The sequence below is a fragment of the Tsuneonella troitsensis genome (assembly GCF_001441535.1).
Classification (GTDB): domain Bacteria; phylum Pseudomonadota; class Alphaproteobacteria; order Sphingomonadales; family Sphingomonadaceae; genus Tsuneonella; species Tsuneonella troitsensis.
In genome coordinates this window covers 168347-188006 of the sequence record NZ_LMAU01000002.1, presented here as the reverse complement: position 1 = coordinate 188006, position 19660 = coordinate 168347, and the positions used below count along the sequence as shown (strand labels likewise).

At 63.5% G+C, this 19660-nt stretch carries 19 protein-coding genes and 1 pseudogene; 6 read left to right on the top strand and 14 right to left on the bottom strand.

The features are described 5' to 3' along the window. The first annotated feature begins 93 nt into the window (after positions 1 to 93). Entirely contained in the window at positions 94 to 1398 is a 1305-nt protein-coding gene (locus AR323_RS04485; protein WP_057882769.1) for a sensor domain-containing phosphodiesterase, read from the top strand. 18 nt (positions 1399 to 1416) lie between these two features. Here AR323_RS04485 and AR323_RS04480 read toward each other — a convergent pair whose 3' ends face one another. The 6 genes from AR323_RS04480 to AR323_RS04455 form a co-directional block, all read right to left on the bottom strand. Next, complete coding sequence (locus tag AR323_RS04480) at positions 1417 to 1767, bottom strand: response regulator (RefSeq protein ID WP_057882768.1); 351 nt, start codon at positions 1765 to 1767, stop codon at positions 1417 to 1419. Further along, positions 1764 to 3212 (bottom strand): sensor histidine kinase, encoded by a 1449-nt coding sequence (locus AR323_RS04475; RefSeq protein ID WP_235510452.1) that lies wholly within the window; start codon positions 3210 to 3212, stop codon positions 1764 to 1766. The genes AR323_RS04480 and AR323_RS04475 overlap by 4 nt, the downstream gene beginning before the upstream one ends. Positions 3213 to 3291: 79 nt before the next feature. Further along, positions 3292 to 5358, bottom strand: a complete 2067-nt coding sequence (gene rpoD, locus AR323_RS04470) for an RNA polymerase sigma factor RpoD (protein ID WP_235510451.1) — start codon at positions 5356 to 5358, stop codon at positions 3292 to 3294. Next, positions 5355 to 7241: a DNA primase gene (gene dnaG / locus AR323_RS04465; RefSeq protein ID WP_057882766.1), complete on the bottom strand. Its 1887-nt coding sequence runs from the start codon at positions 7239 to 7241 to the stop codon at positions 5355 to 5357. Before dnaG ends, rpoD begins: the two co-directional genes overlap by 4 nt. A 38-nt stretch (positions 7242 to 7279) precedes the next feature. Further along, on the bottom strand, positions 7280 to 8017 hold the full coding sequence (locus AR323_RS04460) for a hypothetical protein (protein WP_057882765.1): 738 nt from the start codon (positions 8015 to 8017) through the stop codon (positions 7280 to 7282). Positions 8018 to 8028: 11 nt separating this feature from the next. After that, the gene (locus AR323_RS04455; protein ID WP_057882764.1) at positions 8029 to 8481 is read right to left on the bottom strand and encodes a GatB/YqeY domain-containing protein; all 453 of its coding nucleotides are present in this window, start codon (positions 8479 to 8481) and stop codon (positions 8029 to 8031) included. A 120-nt stretch (positions 8482 to 8601) separates the two neighbouring features. On the opposite strand from AR323_RS04455, the gene carA reads away from it, so the two are divergent. From carA to greA, 4 genes and pseudogenes are all read left to right on the top strand, one after another. Further along, the gene (carA, locus tag AR323_RS04450; RefSeq protein WP_057882763.1) at positions 8602 to 9771 is read left to right on the top strand and encodes a glutamine-hydrolyzing carbamoyl-phosphate synthase small subunit; all 1170 of its coding nucleotides are present in this window, start codon (positions 8602 to 8604) and stop codon (positions 9769 to 9771) included. Further along, a pseudogene (locus tag AR323_RS15340) lies at positions 9761 to 9934 on the top strand (YegP family protein); the annotation flags it as partial. The gene carA and the pseudogene AR323_RS15340, both read left to right, overlap by 11 nt. 314 nt (positions 9935 to 10248) lie before the next feature. Further along, positions 10249 to 13572, top strand: a complete 3324-nt coding sequence (carB, locus tag AR323_RS04440; protein WP_057882761.1) for a carbamoyl-phosphate synthase large subunit — start codon at positions 10249 to 10251, stop codon at positions 13570 to 13572. A 108-nt stretch (positions 13573 to 13680) separates the two neighbouring features. Further along, positions 13681 to 14157 carry a transcription elongation factor GreA gene (gene greA / locus AR323_RS04435; RefSeq protein ID WP_057882760.1) on the top strand — a complete coding sequence of 159 codons (477 nt, stop codon included), beginning with the start codon at positions 13681 to 13683 and terminating at the stop codon, positions 14155 to 14157. A gap of 27 nt (positions 14158 to 14184) precedes the next feature. On the opposite strand, the gene AR323_RS04430 is transcribed toward greA, so the two are convergent. From AR323_RS04430 to AR323_RS04410, 5 genes are all read right to left on the bottom strand, one after another. Further along, positions 14185 to 14421 (bottom strand): DUF4170 domain-containing protein, encoded by a 237-nt coding sequence (locus AR323_RS04430; protein ID WP_235510450.1) that lies wholly within the window; start codon positions 14419 to 14421, stop codon positions 14185 to 14187. A gap of 94 nt (positions 14422 to 14515) precedes the next feature. Continuing rightward, the gene (locus AR323_RS04425; RefSeq protein WP_057882759.1) at positions 14516 to 14956 is read right to left on the bottom strand and encodes a hypothetical protein; all 441 of its coding nucleotides are present in this window, start codon (positions 14954 to 14956) and stop codon (positions 14516 to 14518) included. 31 nt (positions 14957 to 14987) lie between these two features. Beyond that, positions 14988 to 15308, bottom strand: a complete 321-nt coding sequence (locus AR323_RS04420; protein WP_057882758.1) for a hypothetical protein — start codon at positions 15306 to 15308, stop codon at positions 14988 to 14990. Further along, entirely contained in the window at positions 15305 to 15709 is a 405-nt protein-coding gene (locus tag AR323_RS04415) for a phage holin family protein (RefSeq protein WP_057882757.1), read from the bottom strand. The genes AR323_RS04420 and AR323_RS04415 overlap by 4 nt, the downstream gene beginning before the upstream one ends. A gap of 24 nt (positions 15710 to 15733) precedes the next feature. Then, a complete protein-coding gene (locus AR323_RS04410; RefSeq protein WP_057883165.1) occupies positions 15734 to 16333 on the bottom strand; it encodes a hypothetical protein in 600 nt (199 codons plus the stop codon). A gap of 171 nt (positions 16334 to 16504) precedes the next feature. On the opposite strand from AR323_RS04410, the gene eno reads away from it, so the two are divergent. After that, positions 16505 to 17791, top strand: coding sequence for a phosphopyruvate hydratase (gene eno, locus AR323_RS04405; protein WP_057882756.1), 1287 nt, complete (start codon positions 16505 to 16507; stop codon positions 17789 to 17791). 24 nt (positions 17792 to 17815) lie between these two features. Here eno and AR323_RS04400 read toward each other — a convergent pair whose 3' ends face one another. The 3 genes from AR323_RS04400 to ribH form a co-directional block, all read right to left on the bottom strand. Then, positions 17816 to 18127, bottom strand: a complete 312-nt coding sequence (locus AR323_RS04400) for a hypothetical protein (RefSeq protein ID WP_057882755.1) — start codon at positions 18125 to 18127, stop codon at positions 17816 to 17818. Between the two features lie 65 nt (positions 18128 to 18192). Next, complete coding sequence (locus AR323_RS04395) at positions 18193 to 19122, bottom strand: aldo/keto reductase (protein ID WP_057882754.1); 930 nt, start codon at positions 19120 to 19122, stop codon at positions 18193 to 18195. Further along, positions 19119 to 19538 carry a 6,7-dimethyl-8-ribityllumazine synthase gene (gene ribH, locus AR323_RS04390; RefSeq protein WP_057882753.1) on the bottom strand — a complete coding sequence of 140 codons (420 nt, stop codon included), beginning with the start codon at positions 19536 to 19538 and terminating at the stop codon, positions 19119 to 19121. The genes AR323_RS04395 and ribH overlap by 4 nt, the downstream gene beginning before the upstream one ends. Between the last annotated feature and the right edge of the window lie 122 nt (positions 19539 to 19660).

Sequence of the window (19660 nt, the reverse complement as noted above, 5' to 3'; positions counted from 1 at the left end):
ACGATTCTCTCCAGCCCGCATCGCGCAGGTTCAAGCGCTCTATTTTCTGAAGGTTTTTCCAGTCGCTTAAGAACTGCGGGCTACGACACCTGCATGATCGCACTTGCCCAGCAGGCCTTCGAGCCTCTCATCGCGCCGAATTTGTCCCAGGCACCGGTCCAGAACGATTCGATCGATCGTATCCTGAGCGCGGTGCGCGACCATCTCGGAACCGAGATTGCCTTCGTATCCCGCTATCTCGACGGCGGCATGAAGCAGCTTACCCACGTCAACTCCGATCTCGACCTGCCGATGGGACCCGGCTTCGTCGATCCGCGCGAGAACAGCTATTGCTGGCATATCGCCGAAGGTCGCCTGCCCGAACTGATCCAGGACCCGGCCGATCATCCGTTCGCCATGGCGATGCCCATAACGGAATTTCTGCCAGTGGGGTGCCACCTCAACACACCGCTCAGGCTGTCCGATGGTACCGTTTACGGCAGCTTTTGCTGCCTGAGCCCCACGCCCGATCGCACCATGACCGAGAGGGACGTAGGCGTGTTGCGTGCGTTCGCCGCTCTTGCGGTGGAGCAGATCGAGCGCACCCTGGAACGCGATACGAAGGACGAAGCGCTGCGTGGCGCGATTCAAGGCGTAATCACGGCCAATGGGCTGACGATCCTGCATCAGCCGATTCATGCACTCGAAACAAGCCTGCCGGTCGGAGCCGAATGCCTTGCGCGTTTCGCAGATTCGAGCGTGCGCGGACCGGACCAGTGGTTCAATGAAGCGGCTCAGGTCGGCCTCGGTATCGAACTCGAGATGCTCGCCTTCCGCAACGCGCTTGCCACCGCTGCCCACGTTCCAAGCACCTGCTATCTGTCCATCAACGCTTCGCCCGAGGCGGTGCTTTCCGGCCAGGTGCTGGAAGCTCTCGAATCCCATAGCGGACGCAATCTGGTGATCGAACTGACCGAGCACCAGGAAGTCGCCGACTTTTCGCGCATGCAGGCTGCGTTGGCCGAGCTGCGACGCCACGCACGGATCGCGATCGATGACGTGGGCGCCGGCTATGCCGGAATGCGGCAGCTGGTCGATCTGGCGCCCGATCTGCTCAAGCTGGACATGAGCCTGACGCGCGATATTCATCGCGATGTCGCTCGCCGGGCACTGGCTTCGGCGATGGTGAGCTTCGCGAAGTCGATCGGAGCGAAGCTGATCGCAGAGGGTGTCGAGTGCGCGGAGGAAGCCTCCGTGCTTCGCGATCTGGGTGTCAGCTATGGGCAGGGATATTACTTTGCGCGGCCCATGCCCGTGGTGGCGGCTGCTCACCATCTGATGGGTGTCGCCGGAACGACCGAGGAGGTTGCAGATCCAGTGCCGAACGGCAGCGAACCCGAAGTACGCCTGCGGGCCTGACGCGCGCGGACACGCCGGTCAGGCCAGGAGCGCCGCGCCGATCGCGTTGACGTCGTAGGGCTTCGTGAAGACCCTGACATGCGCCAGTTCGGGCGGCGCTGCAGTATTCCCATACCCCGAGGCGAAAACGAACCGGATGCCGCGCTCTTCCAGCAGGCTAGCGATTTCGTAGCTGTTGCGTCCGTGCACGTTGACGTCGAGGATCGCGGCGTCGATCCGTCGCCCGGAATGGATGATTTCGTTCGCCTGCTCGATCGTGCTGGCGCTGACCGGATCGGCTCCAGCGGCTATCAGGCCGTCTTCCAGTGCCATGGCGATGATCACTTCATCCTCGACCACCAGAATGGACAGTCCATCAAGGCCGGTCACGCGGTTGCTCCAAGGCGCGCCACGACGCGGCAATGCAATCCTCGCGGGTCGAATATCATGTCCACGTGACCCCCACCGTCCGCGGAAAGGCCGCGTTGGATCAGCCTAGAGCCGAAGCCCAGCCGCTCGGGCGAAACGACCGGCGGACCGCCGCTCTCGCGCCAATCGAGTGTCAAAGTGCGGTGGTCCTCGACATTTTCGACCTTCCAATCGACCGATACCCGGCCCGTATCTGAAGCGAGCGCCCCGTACTTGATCGCGTTGGTCGTCAATTCGTGGACCATCATCGACAACGAGACGCCGACCTGGGGAGGGAGCGGCAAATGGGGCCCCGTCAGGTCCACGCGGGATACGTCGTCGCCCGCAGCCGCCGTTACCGCGCCCGACACAATGTCGGCCACAACGGCCGATTCCCAATTCCGCGCGGTGAGCAGGCTGTGTGCCGCCGCGAGGGCATTCAAGCGTGCGTCGAAAGCCCGACGCGCCGTTTCCGCGCCTTCGAGATCGCGAAAGGACTGCGCGGCCAAACCCTGGACGATGGCCAGCGTGTTCTTCACCCGGTGATTGAGCTCGTCGATCAGCAAACGCTGCGCCTCGGACGCCTCCACCTGATCGGTAACGTCATACCCCTGGATGATGATGCCCGTTACGGACCCGTCCTGATGGATCGGTTGAAAAATGAAGTTGAGGTAGCGAAGCTCCACGTCGTCGCCGCCTTCCCTCTTCAACATCACGCGCTCTCGCTGGCCCACATATGCGCGTCCGTCCTGCCGCACCGCATCGAGCACCGAAACGAAGCCCTGATCGACGACTTCGGGTATGGCCTCCTCGACGGAGTGACCGACGATATCGCGCTCGGCAACCAGGCGCCGGTACGAAGCATTCGCCATCCGGAAGACGTGCCGGGGACCCTCGACCACCGCCACAAAACCGGGAGCCTGTTCGAACAGGGCCTTAAGCTGCGCGCTTTCCTGCCGGAGTCCTGCGTTGCGGGCCTGGACGGCATCCGCGCGCTGGACGAGATACATCTCATCCCGGGCGCGGCGTAGCGAGTGAAGTTCGGTCACGTCCACTGTGTGCTGCAGGATGAATGCAGTCTCGCCGCGATCGTCAAGGACGGGAGTGTGCGTCGCGCTCCAGTACATCTCGTTCATCGTCCCGTCGGGACCGGCGATGTCGTACCGTATGAGGGCGATCTCGTCAGCCATCCCAGTGCCCAAGACCCGGTGCAGCGAATCGTTGAGGAGCGTGAAACTCTCGCTCTGGGGATCGCTGGGGAAGGCCTCGAACATACCGACATCCAGAAGATCGTCTCGCGACCGCATCGTCGCGGCCAGGTACGCCTCGTTCATCCATGCGATCTTGAAATCGCGATCGAGCAGGACATAGGGATTGGGCGACTTCGAGAACAGCTTCTCGAAGTCGACCTGCTCAACGCCGCTCACGGCGTTGGTGCCGCATTATCATGACTTATCGGACCGCCCATCTTCGATGGGTCAAACTCCCTATCCGCGAAAAGTATCCCTACTGATCGAGGAAAGACCGCATTTTTCGGCTGCGGCTCGGGTGCTTGAGCTTGCGCAGCGCCTTCGCTTCGATCTGACGGATACGTTCGCGGGTGACCGAGAACTGCTGACCGACCTCCTCGAGGGTATGATCGGTGTTCATGCCGATACCGAACCGCATCCGCAGGACGCGCTCCTCGCGAGGGGTAAGGCTCGCAAGGACGCGGGTGACCGTTTCCTTGAGGTTCGACTGAATCGCCGCATCGACCGGGATGATCGCGTTCTTGTCCTCGATGAAGTCTCCGAGATGCGAATCCTCCTCGTCGCCGATCGGCGTCTCGAGACTGATCGGCTCCTTGGCGATCTTCATCACCTTGCGCACCTTCTCCAGCGGCATCGAGAGGCGCTCGGCCATCTCTTCCGGGGTCGGTTCGCGGCCCTGTTCGTGCAGGAATTGGCGGCTGGTGCGGACGAGCTTGTTGATCGTCTCGATCATGTGGACCGGAATGCGGATCGTGCGCGCCTGATCGGCGATCGAACGGGTGATCGCCTGCCGGATCCACCAGGTGGCGTAGGTGCTGAACTTGTAGCCGCGACGGTACTCGAACTTGTCGACCGCCTTCATCAGGCCGATATTGCCTTCCTGAATGAGATCAAGGAATTGCAAGCCGCGGTTCGTATACTTTTTAGCTATCGAGATCACCAGTCGCAGGTTCGCCTCGACCATTTCCTTCTTGGCGATGCGCGCCTCGCGCTCGCCCTTCTGGACCATGTTGACGATGCGGCGGAACTCGGGAAGCGACATGCCGGTCGCCGAAGCGATGTCGGCGATCTCGGCACGAATGCGCTCGACCGCGTCGGCTTCCTTCTCGGCGAAGGCGGCCCACTTCTTGTCCTTCTTGGCGTTGTCGGTGAGCCAGGTGTCGTCGAGCTCGTTGCCGATGTAGGCGTTCAGGAAATCGGCCCGCTTCACCTTGTGCCGTTCGGCAAGGCGCAGCATCTGGCCGCCCAGCGCGGTCAGGCGGCGGTTGAATGCATAAAGGTTGTCGACCAGGAATTCGATCTTGGTCGCGTGGAACTGCACGCTTTCGACCTCGGCCGTCAGCTCTTCGCGCAGGGCCTCGTACTTCTTTTCCTTGGCCGACGGATAATCGAGCCCGGCGCCGAGAGTCTCGACCCGCTCGAGCTGGAGCTTCTCGAACTTCTTGAAGAGCGAGGTGATGCGCGCAAAGGTTTCCAGCGCCTCGGGCTTCAGCGCGGCTTCCATCTGGGCGAGGCTGAGGGTGTTGTCCTCTTCCTCTTCTTCCTCGCGGCGGCGCGGCGACTTCTCGCCGTCTTCGTCGTCCTCGTCGGTCTCGGCTTCTTCCTCCTCGACCTCGTCCTCTTCCTTGTAGGAAGGGCCGGCAGTCGCCTCGGAGATTTCGCCGTCGTCGTCGTCGTCCTCGGCATCGTCGGTCATCTTGTCGACCGGCGGTTCCTTCGACAGCATGGCGTCGAGATCGAGGATCTCGCGAAGCTGCATTTCCTCGTTGTTGAGGGCTTCGGACCAGAGAATGATCGCGTGGAAGGTGATCGGGCTTTCGCACAGGCCCATGATCATCATGTCGCGGCCCGCTTCGATCCGCTTGGCGATGGCGATCTCGCCCTCGCGGCTCAGCAGCTCGACCGCGCCCATCTCGCGCAGGTACATCCGCACCGGATCGTCGGTACGCTCGACGGTTTCTTTCTTCTTGGCCGCGGCGGCAGGCTTGGCGGGCTTGTTGGACGCGCCTTCGTCGTCGCCGTCCTCGTCGTCGGGACTCAACTCGTCGACGTCGTCCTCGTCGCTGTCGGATTCGGCCTCGGCGTCCTCGTCGTTCTCGACGATGTTCACGCCCATCTCGCTGATCGCGGACATCACGTCCTCGATCTGCTCGCTGGACAGCTCGTCCTGCGGCAGCGCTTCGTTGAGCTCGTCCACGGTGACATAGCCCCGGCGCTTGGCCTTGGTGATCAGCTTCTTGATGGTCGCTTCGTTGAGATCGATGAGCGGCGCGTCGTCCTTGCCGTCGGTGTCTTCCTGGGTCGCCATTTCGTCTCGTGTCATTCGCTGTCCTCGTCCGTGGCGCCGGACGGTGCCGACGGAGAGTCTGAATCGGTTTGGGCCGCGAGTGCGGCCCTGCGGCTCGCCATTAGCCCGAGTCGTTTCTCGAATGCCAGCTTTCGTTTAAGCAGCCGTTGCTGCTCCGCGAAAGCGGCCTCGGGATCGGTCGCAAAGCGCGCGGTGGCCGCCGCAAGCGCGGCTTCCAGCGCGGGCCGCTCGACCAGCAGCGCCACGGCTTCGGCCAGGTCTTCGCGCGCGGCTCGCGGATCGGCACCTTCGTCGAGGAAGGTAAAGCGGCTATTGTCCGGCGGCGGGGCGAAACCCTGTGGGACCGATATGGGCGTTTCCGCTCCCGGTTCAAGCAGTTCGGCCGCCTCGATCAGCGATTCGAGCGCCGGGCCCACCCGCCCGTCCTGGCTCGCGAATTGTCCCAGCAACTCGGCATGGGCAAGAATCTGGTCGGGAAAACGCAACAATCCGGCCACCACCGCGCTCGCCAACGCATCGCGATTGACCCCGTTTGCCTTGCGCAACCTGCCGGCGGATTCGGGCGAAAGCGGGGGAGAGGCAGGTTTGGCGAATCCACTTTTCCATTCGCGCCGCTCGCGCGGCGGGCGAGGGGGAAAGGCGAAGGCGGAAAACTTCTCGAGCAGGTCGCGCCGATATAGCGAGCGGATATCGGGGTGCTGGATCGCCTCGCAATGCTCGATCAGCCGCGCCTTCAGGCCAGCCTTGTCCTCCGGCGTGTGCAGGGGTGAGGACGCCTTCTCGAACTCCCACAGCGTATCGAGCAGGCTGCCCGGTTCGGCCAGCAATGCATCCATCGCGGCAGGGCCGCTCTGCTTGATAAGGTCATCGGGATCGAGTCCGGTCGGCAGCCGGACGATGCTGAGCGTCTTGCCGGGTGCGAGCATTGGCAGCGCGCGACCGATCGCCCGCATCGCGGCTCGCTGGCCCGCGTTATCGCCATCTAAGCAGAGGATCGGCGCGTCTACCAACCGCCACAACATCTCGAGTTGGCGTTCGGTGAGCGCGGTGCCCATTGGCGCGACCGCGTCCTCGAACCCGGCAGCAGCCATCGCGACCACGTCCATCTGACCTTCGACCACCACCAACCGGCCGCTCTTGCGCGATGCCGGGCCGGCGCGGTGGAGGTTGAACAGGGTGCGCCCCTTGTCGAACACGAGCGTATCGGGAGAATTGATGTATTTGGGTGCGTCCTTCTTGTCCGCGTCCAGGATACGCGCGGCGAACCCGATCACCCGCCCGCGCGCGTCGTGGATCGGCATCGTCAGCCGATCGCGGAACCGGTCGTAGGGTTCCTTGTCGTCGACGGCGATGCGCAGGCCCGCCTCGATCATCATCGCCTCGTCGAACTGGGCGAGCGCGGCCTTCAGCGCCTGTCGGGCGGCGGGGGCATAGCCGAACCCGAACCGCTCCATCGTATGGGCGTCGAACCGGCGCGAGGCGAGGTAGTCGCGGGCCTTCGCGCCGGCCGGGGTGGACAGGCTGGCGCGGTAGAAGTCCTGCGCCGCTTGCAGCACGTCGTGCAGGCCCGCGCGCTGCTCGGCCGCCTGCGCCGCGCGCGGATCGGCGGCGGGCACTTCCAGACCCGCTTCGGACGCCAGTTCCTTGACCGCGTCCATGAACGACAGGCCGCGCTGGTCGGTCATCCAGCGGATCACGTCTCCGTGCGCGCCGCACCCGAAGCAGTGATAGAAGCCCTTCTCGTCGCTGACCGTGAAGCTCGGCGATTTCTCGTCATGGAACGGGCAGCACGCCTTCCACTCGCGCCCCGCGCGCTGCAGCTTCGTGGTGCGCATGACCACGCTGCTCAGCGTCAGGCGCGCACGCAGTTCGTCGAGCCATTGCGGGGAGAGCGCCATGCCCCCTCAATGCGGGCGAATCGGCGCGCTTTGCAAGGTCAGGCGCAGGCGTTCTGCGCGCCTTCCTTCTCCGCCGGGTAGGGGCCGCTGCCGGTCGAGAAGGTGCTGTCGGCATCGAACACATAGGCTTTGGCGGGTCCCGCGGGGGGCAGGGTGCTCTGCCAGTAGAACGTCAGCGGTTCCTTCTGCTCCCACTGGTTGCCGCCGTCGCCCGCGCTGACGGTCCAGACCAGTCCGCCGTTGTCGCAACTCACCACTACGTCCGCCTTGGCGCCAATGGCAGCCAGCGCTTCCGATTTGGCGTAGCCGGCGTTTCCGGTGAAACCGTGCGCCGGCATGACCATGCGGAACGCGGTCGCGCGTTCGATGTCGCTGGCGGTATTGTTGGCGCCGATCCCGCTATCGGGATTGTTGTCGCCACCGGGATAGACGACGAAGACATAAGTGTAGACGGTGCCTTCGGGCTGGGTCTTCGGATCGCAGACGATCGTTCCCCTTGGGCAGGCGACATAGGCGCGCAGGTCGGCAAAGCTGCCCGCGTCGTTCGCCATCGCGCCGGTCACCTCGAACCCCTGTGGTCCCTTGACCTTACCGCCAAGCTGCAGTTCGGCGAAATCGCCGGCGGACAGCGCCTTGGCCTGCGCCTCGACCTTGCCATCTGTGTTGGCGGTGTTGAGGTCGGTGACGTCCCGGTCCTGCACTTCGGCGGGTGTCGGTTCGCCAGAACAGGCCGTCAGCGACAGCGCCAGCGCGGATACGGCAAGAATGGTCCTCATCGAATTTCCCCTCAAGACAATGCGTCTTTGACCAGCCTGCTGGCGGTCTGCATGTCGAGCACAGCGGCGTGGCGCGCCTTTAGTTCCGCCATCACGCGACCCATATCCTTAATGGATTCAGCGCCAAGGGTTGCCTTGATGTCGGCGATGGCGGCGCGCGTCTCGTCTTCGGAAAGCTGCTGCGGCAGGAACTCCTCGATAACCTTGAGTTCCTTGCGCTCCTGCTCGGCCAGTTCCTCGCGATTGCCGTCAACGTACATGGTTATCGACTCGCGGCGCTGCTTCGCCATTTTTTGCAAGGTCTCGACGACCATCGCGTCGTCGTCGGGCTTTTGCGTGGCGGTGCGCAGCTCGATATCGCGGTCCTTGATCTTGGCGAGGATCAGGCGAACCGCGGCGAGCCGCTCCTTGTCGCCGCCCTTCATCGCGTCGATCTGGGCCTGCTTGATGGTGTCGCGGATCATGGGGAAAGCCTTTCGGATAAGTATGCACAGGTCCCTAGCGCGGCTTGACGAGGCAGGGAACCGGCCCTAGCGGCTGGGACTTAGCGACATCGCCGGAAAACCCCTGACTCGGAGAGCCCCATGGCCGTCCCCGCCACCACGCCTGCGCAACCCAAGGGAGCGACCGGCGTTCTGGTGTTGGCCGATGGCACCGCGATCTGGGGCAAGGGCTTCGGCCATGTCGGCGAAGCTGTAGGCGAAGTCTGCTTCAACACCGCGATGACCGGCTATCAGGAGGTGATGACCGATCCCTCCTATGCCGCGCAGATCGTCACCTTCACCTTTCCCCACATCGGCAACGTCGGCGCGAATTTCGAAGACGTCGAAAGCCAGGTCGAGGGCGCGGTGGGCTGCGTGGTCCGCCAGTCGGTCACCCCCAGCAGCAACTTTCGCGCAGAGCAGGAATTCGGCGACTGGCTCGCGGCCAAGGGGCGCATCGGGCTGTCGGGTGTGGACACGAGGGCGCTCACGCGGCGCATAAGGCTGCTCGGCGCGCCCAACGCGGTGATGGCGCACGACCCCAAGGGCAAGTTCGACCTCGCCAAGCTGGCGAAGAAGGCGCGCGAGTGGCCGGGGCTGGAAGGCATGGACCTCGCGGTCCGCGTCAGCCGTGAAAAGCAGGAGGAATGGGGCGGGGGCCACTGGCAGCTCGGCAAGGGCTACGGCCGCGCCGACTGGCAGGGTAAGCCGCATGTCGTTGCGATCGACTACGGCAGCAAGGACATGATCTTCCGCAACCTCGCCAGGGCGGGTGCGCGGGTGACGGTGGTGCCGGCTCAGACATCGCTCGCCGAGATCGAGGCGTTGCAGCCCGACGGCGTGTTCCTGTCCAACGGCCCCGGCGATCCGGCCGCGACCGGCGAATACGCGGTGCCGACGATCAAGGCGCTTCTGGACAAGGACGTGCCGGTGTTCGGAATCTGCCTCGGCCACCAGATGCTCGGCCTCGCCGCCGGCGCGAAGACCGCCAAGATGCACCAGGGTCACCGCGGCGCGAACCACCCGGTCAAGCGGCTGGCCGACGGGGTGGTCGAGATCACCTCGATGAACCACGGCTTCGCGGTCGACAACACCGCGCTGCCCGAGGGCGTCGAGGAAACCCACGTCTCGCTGTTCGACGGCAGCAACTGCGGCATCGTGATAAAGGACAAGCGGGCGTTCGGGGTGCAGTACCACCCCGAGGCTAGTCCGGGGCCGCAGGACAGCTTCTACCTGTTCGAGAAGTTCGTGGGGATGCTCGATGCCCGGTGAAATGGAGTTGTATAAGGACCGAGCGGGAGAATTCAGGGCTCGATTCAAACATGACGGGCAAGTGCTGTTTTCGACTGAAGGCTACTCTTCGAAAGCAGGCGCAGAGCACGCAATTCAAGCTCTAATCGACAACGCCAATTCTGCCTCCAGGGTTGATACGAGCGGAGAGTTTGATCCTGAAAAGATCCAACGAGCCGTCGACAGTGCTAACTGGACTGGGCTCGGGAAGGCAATAAGTGCTCAAAAATCAGCTGTCATTCGGCTTCGAGCAAACGAACTACTACAGACCATCATCCAGTCAGATGGCGATATTGAAACTAGAGCCGATGCTTGCAAGCGAGTCGAGGCGGCGCTTGTGCTGCTCGAAGCGCCAAATGTGCCATGGCGAGAGGTCGTGAATCTTCTCAATCACCCAGCAGTCACCGCCTCACTTGCTGCGCTCAGCTTGATTCAGTTTATCCTGGGACTGTCGAACTAATGTCCAAACGCACTGACATCTCCTCGATCCTCGTCATCGGTGCCGGCCCGATCGTTATCGGGCAGGCGTGCGAGTTCGATTATTCGGGCACGCAGGCGATCAAGGCGCTGAAGGAAGAGGGGTACCGGGTGATCCTGGTCAACTCCAACCCCGCCACGATCATGACCGATCCCGAGTTCGCCGATGCGACCTACGTCGAGCCGATCACGCCCGCGATCGTCGCCAAGATCATTGAGAAGGAGCGACCGGACGCGTTGCTGCCTACGATGGGTGGGCAGACCGCGCTGAACTGCGCGCTCGCGCTGTTCAACGACGGCACGCTCGACAATTACGGCGTGCAGATGATCGGCGCCGATGCCGATGCGATCGACAAGGCCGAGAACCGCCAGCGGTTCCGCGAAGCGATGGACAAGATCGGCCTCGAAAGCGCGCGCAGCGGCGTTGCCAACACCGTCGCCCAAGCCTTTGAAGTGCTTGAAACAACCGGCCTGCCTTCGATCATCCGCCCCAGCTTCACGTTGGGCGGTACGGGGGGCGGCATCGCCTACAATAAGGCCGAGTTCGAGAAGATCGTCCGCGAGGGCCTTGACGCCAGCCCGACTACCGAAGTCCTTATCGAGGAATCGCTGCTCGGCTGGAAGGAATACGAGATGGAAGTCGTGCGCGACCGCGCCGACAACGCCATCATCATCTGCTCGATCGAGAACGTCGACCCGATGGGCGTCCACACCGGCGATTCGATCACGGTCGCCCCGGCGCTGACGCTGACCGACAAGGAATACCAGATCATGCGCTCGGCGAGCATCGCCGTCTTGCGCGAAATCGGCGTGGAAACAGGCGGTTCGAACGTACAGTTCGCAGTCAATCCCAAGGATGGGAGGCTGATCGTCATCGAGATGAACCCGCGCGTGTCGCGCTCATCGGCGCTGGCGTCCAAGGCCACCGGCTTCCCCATCGCCCGCGTCGCCGCAAAGCTTGCCGTCGGATATACGCTGGACGAAATCACTAACGAGATCACAGGCGCGACCCCGGCGGCGTTCGAGCCGACGATCGACTATGTGGTGACCAAGATCCCCCGCTTCGCATTCGAGAAATTCAAGGGCACCAAGGTCGAACTCGCCACCGCGATGAAGTCGGTCGGCGAAGTGATGGCAATCGGTCGCAACTTTCAGGAATCGCTGCAGAAAGCCCTGCGCGGGCTGGAAACGGGCCTCGACGGTTTCAACCGCATCCCCGAGCTCGAAGGGCGTCCGGCCGATGAAATCCGCGCCTCGCTGTCCAAGCGCACACCCGATCGCCTGCTCAAGGTAGGACAGGCCTTCCGCGAAGGCTTCTCGATCGACACGATTGCCGAGATCACCGGTTACGACCCGTGGTTCCTGCGCCAGATCGAGGAGATCATCGCCTGCGAAGCGGTGGTGCAGGAGCGCGGCCTGCCGGCCGATGCCGACCAGCTCCGCCGCCTGAAGGCGATGGGCTTCTCCGACAAGCGCCTCGCAATTCTGGCCGTCCGCTCGGTCGGCGTAGCGGGAGGGCTGGGCGAAACCCAGGCGAAGCGCTCGGGACTGCTGCACGATGCCCTGCGCGCGATGGCCGGCGCGACCAGCGAGGCCGAAGTGCGAGATCTGCGCCGCAAGCTGGGCGTCTATCCGGTGTTCAAGCGCATCGATTCCTGCGCCGCCGAGTTCGAGGCGGTCACGCCCTACATGTATTCGACCTACGAGGCGCCGAGCTTCGGCGAGCCGGAGGACGAGGCGATGCCGTCCGACCGGCGCAAGATCGTGATCCTGGGCGGCGGGCCGAACCGGATCGGGCAGGGCATCGAGTTCGATTACTGCTGCGTCCACGCCTGCTTCGCGCTGAGCGAAGCCGGGTTCGAGACGATCATGGTCAACTGCAATCCCGAAACGGTCAGCACCGACTACGACACCTCGGATCGCCTCTATTTCGAGCCTCTCACTGCCGAAGACGTATTGGAAATTCTGCGCGTCGAGCAGTCCAAGGGCGAGCTCGTCGGCGTGATCGTCCAGTTCGGCGGACAAACCCCGCTGAAGCTGGCCCAAGCGCTCGAGGACGAGGGTATCCCGATCCTCGGCACGTCGCCCGATGCGATCGACCTTGCCGAGGACCGCGAGCGGTTCGCCAAGCTGGTCAACAAGCTCAAGCTCAAGCAGCCCAGGAACGGCATCGCCCGCACGCGCGATGAGGCTGCCGCATGGGCCAATCGCATCGGGTACCCGGTTCTGCTGCGGCCCAGCTATGTCCTGGGCGGCCGCGCGATGGAGATCGTCGACAGCGAAGCGCAGCTCGACGACTACATCGCCACTGCGGTCAACGTCAGCGGCGACAGCCCGGTTCTCGTCGACCAGTACCTGCGCGACGCGATCGAATGCGACGTGGACGCGCTGTGCGACGGCACCGAAGTGCGCATCGCGGGCGTGATGCAGCACATCGAAGAGGCCGGCGTCCATTCGGGCGACAGCGCCTGCACCCTGCCGCCATATTCGCTCCCGCCCGAAATCGTCGCGGAGATGGAGCGGCAGGCCGAGGCGCTCGCGATGGCGCTCGGGGTGAAGGGACTGATGAACGTCCAGTTCGCCGTGAAGGATGGCGAGGTGTATCTGATCGAGGTCAACCCGCGCGCCAGTCGCACGGTGCCTTTCGTCGCGAAAGCGATCGGCCAGCCGGTCGCCAAGATTGCCGCCCGCGTGATGGCGGGAGAACCCCTGTCGAATTTCCCGCCATTCAAGCGGACCTTCGATTACATGGCTGTAAAGGAAGCCGTTTTTCCGTTCGCGCGCTTCCCCGGCGCGGATCCGGTCCTGACGCCCGAAATGAAATCCACCGGCGAAGTCATGGGCATCGATCGCGATTTCCCGACCGCCTATTTCAAGGCGCAGCTCGGCGCCGGCAGCGCGCTTCCCGAAAAGGGCGTTCTGTTCGTTTCGGTCAAGGACAGCGACAAGGCGACGATCCTCCCAGCGGTAAAGGCGTTGATCGATCACGGGTTCACCGCGATCGCGACCGGCGGAACCCAGCGCTATCTTGTCGAGGCGGGACTCCCGGTCGAGCGGATCAACAAGGTCGCGGAGGGGCAGCCGCACATCGTCGACAAGATCATCGACCGCGACGTCGCGCTGATATTCAACACGACAGAGGGTTGGCAGTCGCTGATGGACAGCCAGTCGATCCGCGCCGGCGCTCTGGAAGCGCACGTTCCCTACTACACGACGGCGACTGCCAGCGTCGCCGCAGCGAGGGCGATCACCGAGGTTTCCGAGGGTCAGCTTGCAGTCCGGCCCCTGCAGGACTATTATAGCTGAAAGACACGCCGCGTTCTTCCCGACATCGCGACCCGTAATCAGCCGTTCAATCGCGCGGCGGGGTCTCGAATTGTCCCGGTGGACGCGTACCTACAGAAAGAACACGGGATGGCTACGATGGAAAAGGTGCCGATGCTGGCCGAAGGGTACGAGCGGATTGCCGCCGACCTCAAGGTCCTGCGCGCCGAACGTCCGAAGATCGTCGATGCGATCGAGGAAGCGCGCGCGCACGGCGACCTTTCGGAAAACGCCGAATATCACGCCGCGAAGGAACGCCAGGGCCAGGTAGAGGCGCAGATCGCCGATCTGGAAGACCGCATCAGCCGCGCGCAGATCATTGATCCCGCCTCGCTTTCGGGCGACCGGATCGTGTTCGGTGCCACGGTCACGTTGCTGGACGAAAACGACAAGCCGGTGAAGTATCAGATCGTCGGCCAGACCGAGGCTGACGCCAAGGTCGGCCGGATCAGCTACAATTCGCCGCTCGGCCGGGCGCTGATCACCAAGAAGGTCGGTGACGAGATCGAAGTCACCGTTCCTTCGGGCGACAAGTTCTACCTCGTCAAGAAGATCGAATTCATCTGATTTCTGCGCATCCCGGAAGGGCAGGGCTTACTGGCCGTGCGCTCCGGGATCGAGCAGCTTGTGCAGGTGGACGATGACGTACTTCATCGCTGCATCGTCGACCGTGCGCTGTGCCGCGCCGCGCCATGCGTCGAGCGCGCTGGCGTAGTCGGGGAACACCCCGACCATGTCGATTTCGGATAGGTTCTCGAATTCCATCGTCATCGGGTCGGTCACGCGGCCACCCATGACGAGGTGCATCAGTTGCTTCTTGGGCTGGGTCATATCGGGGTCCTTGGGGAGGAATTGGCGCGCCCCATAAGCAAAGCGGCGCGACAGGGGAACCCCGCCGCGCCGCTTTAGCCTTAACTTCGTTCGATCAGTGGAAGCGCGAACGCAGATCGCTGATCGTACGGCTGGCCGTCTTGCCCGCAGAGCGCACGCCGTCGCCGAGCGTATCGCCCAGATCCGAAGCGCGATCCTGTCCGGCCTTGGCCGCCTTTTCCGCACCACTCAGGAACTGCGTTCCGTAAGTGATGGCAAGATCGGCCAGAGCGCCGGCCATCAATGCGCTGCGAGCCGACGCCTTCTTGCGAAGCTTGCGGCCCTTGCCGGGGAGAAACGAAGCAACGATTGCACCCAGGACGAGGCCGCCGGCCACCGTCGCGATGGGATGCTCCTTGACGAACGAGGTCGCTCCGTCACGCGCGCCGCGGGCATAATCGCCGAACGAGCGATCGGCATTGCGCTTCTCGGCCGCTTCGATCTTCTGCTTAAGTTCGGTCCGCTTCTTGGCCGACGTCTTGGTGTTGGTGGTCATGTGCAGATCCCTTGAATGATGCGTTGCACTGTCAACGGGTATCTTCGCAGTTCCGTTCCGCGTCGGTTTCATCGTCGCTGGAAGAAAACAGGTCGATAATCGGGTGCCGCGCGAACCAGAGCAGGATCGCGGCAATCAACGTGGCGATGACGCCCTTGTTGTTGTCCGCAACCTCCATAGCCTCGTCGAGCACTTCGGAAGCGCCTTCGCCGATCCGGTCGACGATGCGGCTGGAAATGCTCTTTCCGGCAAGGCTCGCGCGCAAGTGGGCAAGGTCGGCAGAGAAGATGGCATGGGCGGCGTTGCGCATGGCACGGTCCTCTCGCAGCCGGAGCTCGAGTTCCTCACTCATTCGCGCGTCTCCGCATATACCGCTGCCAGGCGAGCGAACTTGCGCTTGGCCGCAAAGGCGAAAAATGCCCCGACGACGACCAGCGCCCCGACCACAACAAAAGTCGCCAGCCAAGCTCCGATCATCGGCGTAAGTCCGATGACCGCGCCGACCACCAACGCCACCAGCGCAAGGTGGATCAATGCAGCCGCGACAATGCCGTAAGCCGCGCCAGCCTTGCCGCGATCGAAAGCGAAGGCCGCGCGGGTCTTCTGGAACTGGACTTCCGCCTCGACCAGCGTGCGCCCATCATCGATCAACGCGACGATGTCGTCGGTCAGCGAGCGCCCATCGGACGCGACGTCATCCGTCGACGACGGATCGTCGACGGATGCGTCAAATTGCGGATCGTGTGAGTTCAAACCGTTCCCTCCGGTCAGGAAGGATCAGTCGTTAGAACTACGGAACAAGCGTGCCAACAGGAAGCCGCCAACTGCCGCGATGCCGATCGCAAGGCCCGGGCTCTTGCGGACGAACTCGCGCGCGTCCTCGCCGATCTCGTCAACGCTCTTGGCGTCGATCTTGGCCGAAGCTTCCTGCAGCGAGCGAGACGCGGTGCGGGCATAGTCGCCATACTTCGCGCCGAGCTTTTCATCGACGGTCGGCGCAGTATCGAACACGGCCCGACCGAGCGCAAGGAGCGCCTCGGCAACCTTGCCCTTGCCCTCGACCGCAAGTTCACCGGCCTTGTCCTTGGCCTGGACGCCATAGGTCTTGGCCTCTGCAACCCAATCTTCGCTCTGCGAGCGAGCCTGGTTGCGATAAGCTGCGGCGCGTTCGCCCGCTTCGGTTCGAAGCGCGGCTGCACCAGCCTTGGCTTCCTCAAGCGCGGCATTGAACTTGCTCTTCGCAAGTTCGGTATTCTTCGGCTGGCCTGTCGTCGAAGAGCCCGAATTCGCTGCTGCGGCGGTGCCGGAAACCTTGGCGGCGGGCTTGGCAGCCGCCTTGCGAGTGGTCTTCGGCTTGGGGGTGGTGGCTTCTGCCATGTTCGCTTCCTTCTTGCCCTCGAATACCAATTCATCGCGCGTCCGGGGGTCGTCGAACGGCTCAATGCTGCAACGCAACTTGCGCCGCATTGTTCCGCCGCATAGAGCGCGGCGTCCTCCCGATATGGGAGTGTGCTACTCGAATACAACACCATTCCGACGGAGTGCCAAATGACTGCGATCATCGACATCCACGGCCGCGAGATTCTCGATAGCAGGGGCAATCCGACGGTGGAAGTCGACGTGCTGCTGGAAGACGGCAGCTTCGGACGAGCCGCTGTGCCATCAGGCGCTTCGACCGGCGCACACGAGGCGGTGGAACTGCGTGACGGCGACAAGGCCCGGTATCTCGGCAAGGGCGTCACCAAGGCGGTTGCTGCCGTTAACGACGAGCTGCGCGACCTGCTCATCGGGCTCGATGCCGAGGACCAACGGGACGTCGATCTTGCGATGGTCGAACTCGACGGAACCGAGAACAAGAGCCGGCTGGGCGCAAACGCGATCCTGGGCGCGAGCCTCGCCATCGCCAAGGCTGCGGCCGATGCCCGCGGATTGCCGCTTTACAGCTACGTCGGGGGGGTCGCGGCTCACATCCTCCCGGTTCCGATGATGAACATCATCAACGGCGGCGAACACGCCGACAATCCGATCGACATCCAGGAATTCATGATCATGCCCGTCGGGGCGGACAGCCTTGCCGAAGGTGTGCGTTGGGGCGCCGAGGTGTTCCATACGTTGAAGAAGGCGCTCCACGAAAAGGGCCTGGCGACGGCGGTTGGCGACGAGGGCGGCTTTGCCCCGAACCTCGCAAGCACGCGCGCCGCGCTCGATTTCATCATGGGCTCGATCGAGCAAGCGGGTTTCACGCCGGGGGACGACATCGTGCTGGCGCTCGATTGCGCGGCCACCGAGTACTTCAAGGGCGGCACGTACGAAATGACGGGCGAGGGCATCTCGCTCTCTCCCGAGCAGAACGCGGCCTGGCTTGCCGACTTGTGCAAGGCCTACCCGATCCGCTCGATCGAGGACGGCATGAGCGAGGACGACTTCGAAGGCTGGAAGGCGTTGACCGAACTGATCGGCGGTCAGACCCAGCTGGTGGGCGACGACCTGTTCGTGACCAACCCCGAACGTCTTTCGATGGGGATCGGCAAGGGCCTGGCGAACTCGCTGTTGGTGAAGGTCAACCAAATCGGCACCCTGACCGAAACGCTGGAGGCGGTGAGCATCGCGCAGCGCGCCGGCTACACCGCGGTGATGAGCCATCGTTCCGGCGAAACCGAGGACGCCACGATCGCGGATCTCGCGGTCGCGACCAACTGCGGTCAGATCAAGACCGGCAGCCTCGCGCGCAGCGATCGGCTCGCCAAATACAACCAGCTCATCCGGATCGAAGAAGAACTCGGCCCCAGCGCACACTTTGCGGGGAGGGGCTGTTTCGGCCGGTTGTCCGGCTAGGTCGAACCCGCAAAGCGGCCGAAGTTACGCCTTCTCCTCCGCTTCCACCTCGCGCTCGATCCGCTCTGCGACCGGCTCCAGGCGGTCCATAACCTTCTTGTTCTTCGGGCTGAGGAGGTATTGCCACACGCCCCAGGCATTTATCAGCAGCAGGATGGCATTCATCGCCGCGATCGGCACCGCGCCGCTGGTCATGCCGGATGCGATCCAGGTGATCGAAACGAGGCAGAAAAGCACGAACCCCCAACCGGTCGCCCTTCGACCGAGATCGAGAGCGATCAGAGCCGCGGCCACCATCGTTCCGATGGCCGCGATCCACTCGAGGGGTCCGTTCATTCGCGCGCTCCTGTCTTCGGTTTGGCTCGACACCAACCGAGGGGGAGGACAGGCGTTCCGGGTAATCAGCCCGCTGCGGCGCTCAGCCTTGCAATCTGATCGTCGCTCAAGTCCACGCGGGTGAATTCGAGCAACTCGTGAAGCTGCTCCGCCGTGCGGGCGCTGGCGATCGGCGCGGGTATGCCCGGCTGGCGAACTAGCCACGCCAGCGCGATTGCGGCGAGACTTGCGCCCGTTTCCGCGGCCACTTCGTCGAGGGCCGCGAGCACTTGCGGGCCGTTGGCGCCGGCCAGCTGCCTCGCGCGGTCGCCGCGGACCGACTTCGCAAAGTCGGCATCGGTACGATACTTTCCGGTCAGGTAACCCGATGCCAGCCCGAAGAACGGAAGCATGACCAGCCCCCGATCGACCACGACACCTTGCAGCGCAGGCCCATAGGCGTCCCGTGAGACGAGATTGTATTCGTTCTGAAGCGCCTCGAACGATGCCGCTCCGCTCGCTGCGGCATGGTCCAGCGCGGCGAGAAGGCGATGCTCGTCGAAGTTCGAAGCACCCAGGCTGAGCACCTTGCCGCTGCGAACCGCGCCATCGAACGCCTCGACGATCTGCTCGATCGGCAGCTCGGGATAGTCCTTGTGCGCGTAATAGAGGTCGACCCGATCGGTCCGCAGGCGTTCGAGGGATGCATCGAGCGATTGGATTACACGGGCAGGTTCGTACAACTCGCTTCCGCCAAGCATTCCCGTCTTGGTGTGCAGGCGCATGTCGTCACGGACGCCGCGGCTTTCGAGCCATTCGCCAAGGACGGTTTCCGATTCGCCCCCCTGGTGGCCCGGCACCCAGGCCGAATAAACATCGGCCGTGTCGATCATCCGGCCGCCGGCCTCGTAGAAGGCGTCGAGCACCGCGAAGGCCTCGTCGCCCTTCGACGTGAAGCCGAACACGTTTCCGCCGAGCACCAGCGGAATGCCGGAAACAAAGCCATGCGCGCTCATGCGAACTGCTCGCTCACCGTCAGCAAGGCCATTGCGGCCTTGGCTGCTTCGCCGCCCTTATCCTTCTGGGCGGGATCCGCGCGGACCAGAGCCTGCGCTTCGTTCTCGACCGTCAGGATGCCATTGCCGATGGGCACGCCGTCCATTGTCAAGGCCATGATGCCGCGCGCGCTCTCGCCTGCCACGATCTCGAAGTGATAGGTTTCGCCCCGGATAACCACTCCGATCGCGACGAAACCATCGTACCGGTCGCTTTCGGCGGCCATCGCAATGGCGCCTGGAATTTCCAGGGCGCCGGGAACGGTCATGACCTCGAAGGAATGGTCGCTGCGCTCAAGCTCCGCGCGAGCACCGGCGACGAGCATGTCGTTGAGGTGGTCGTAGAACCGCGCTTCGACGATCAGGAATTTGGCCACCTGTATCTCCAGAGAATCTCACCCAAAGGATTTGGGCCCGTTTTCCTTGGAAGCAGTCGGGTCGCGGGGTCAAGCTACCCGGTCGATCGCTTGGCCGTGAATGTAGCGCTTGCGCCAGTTAC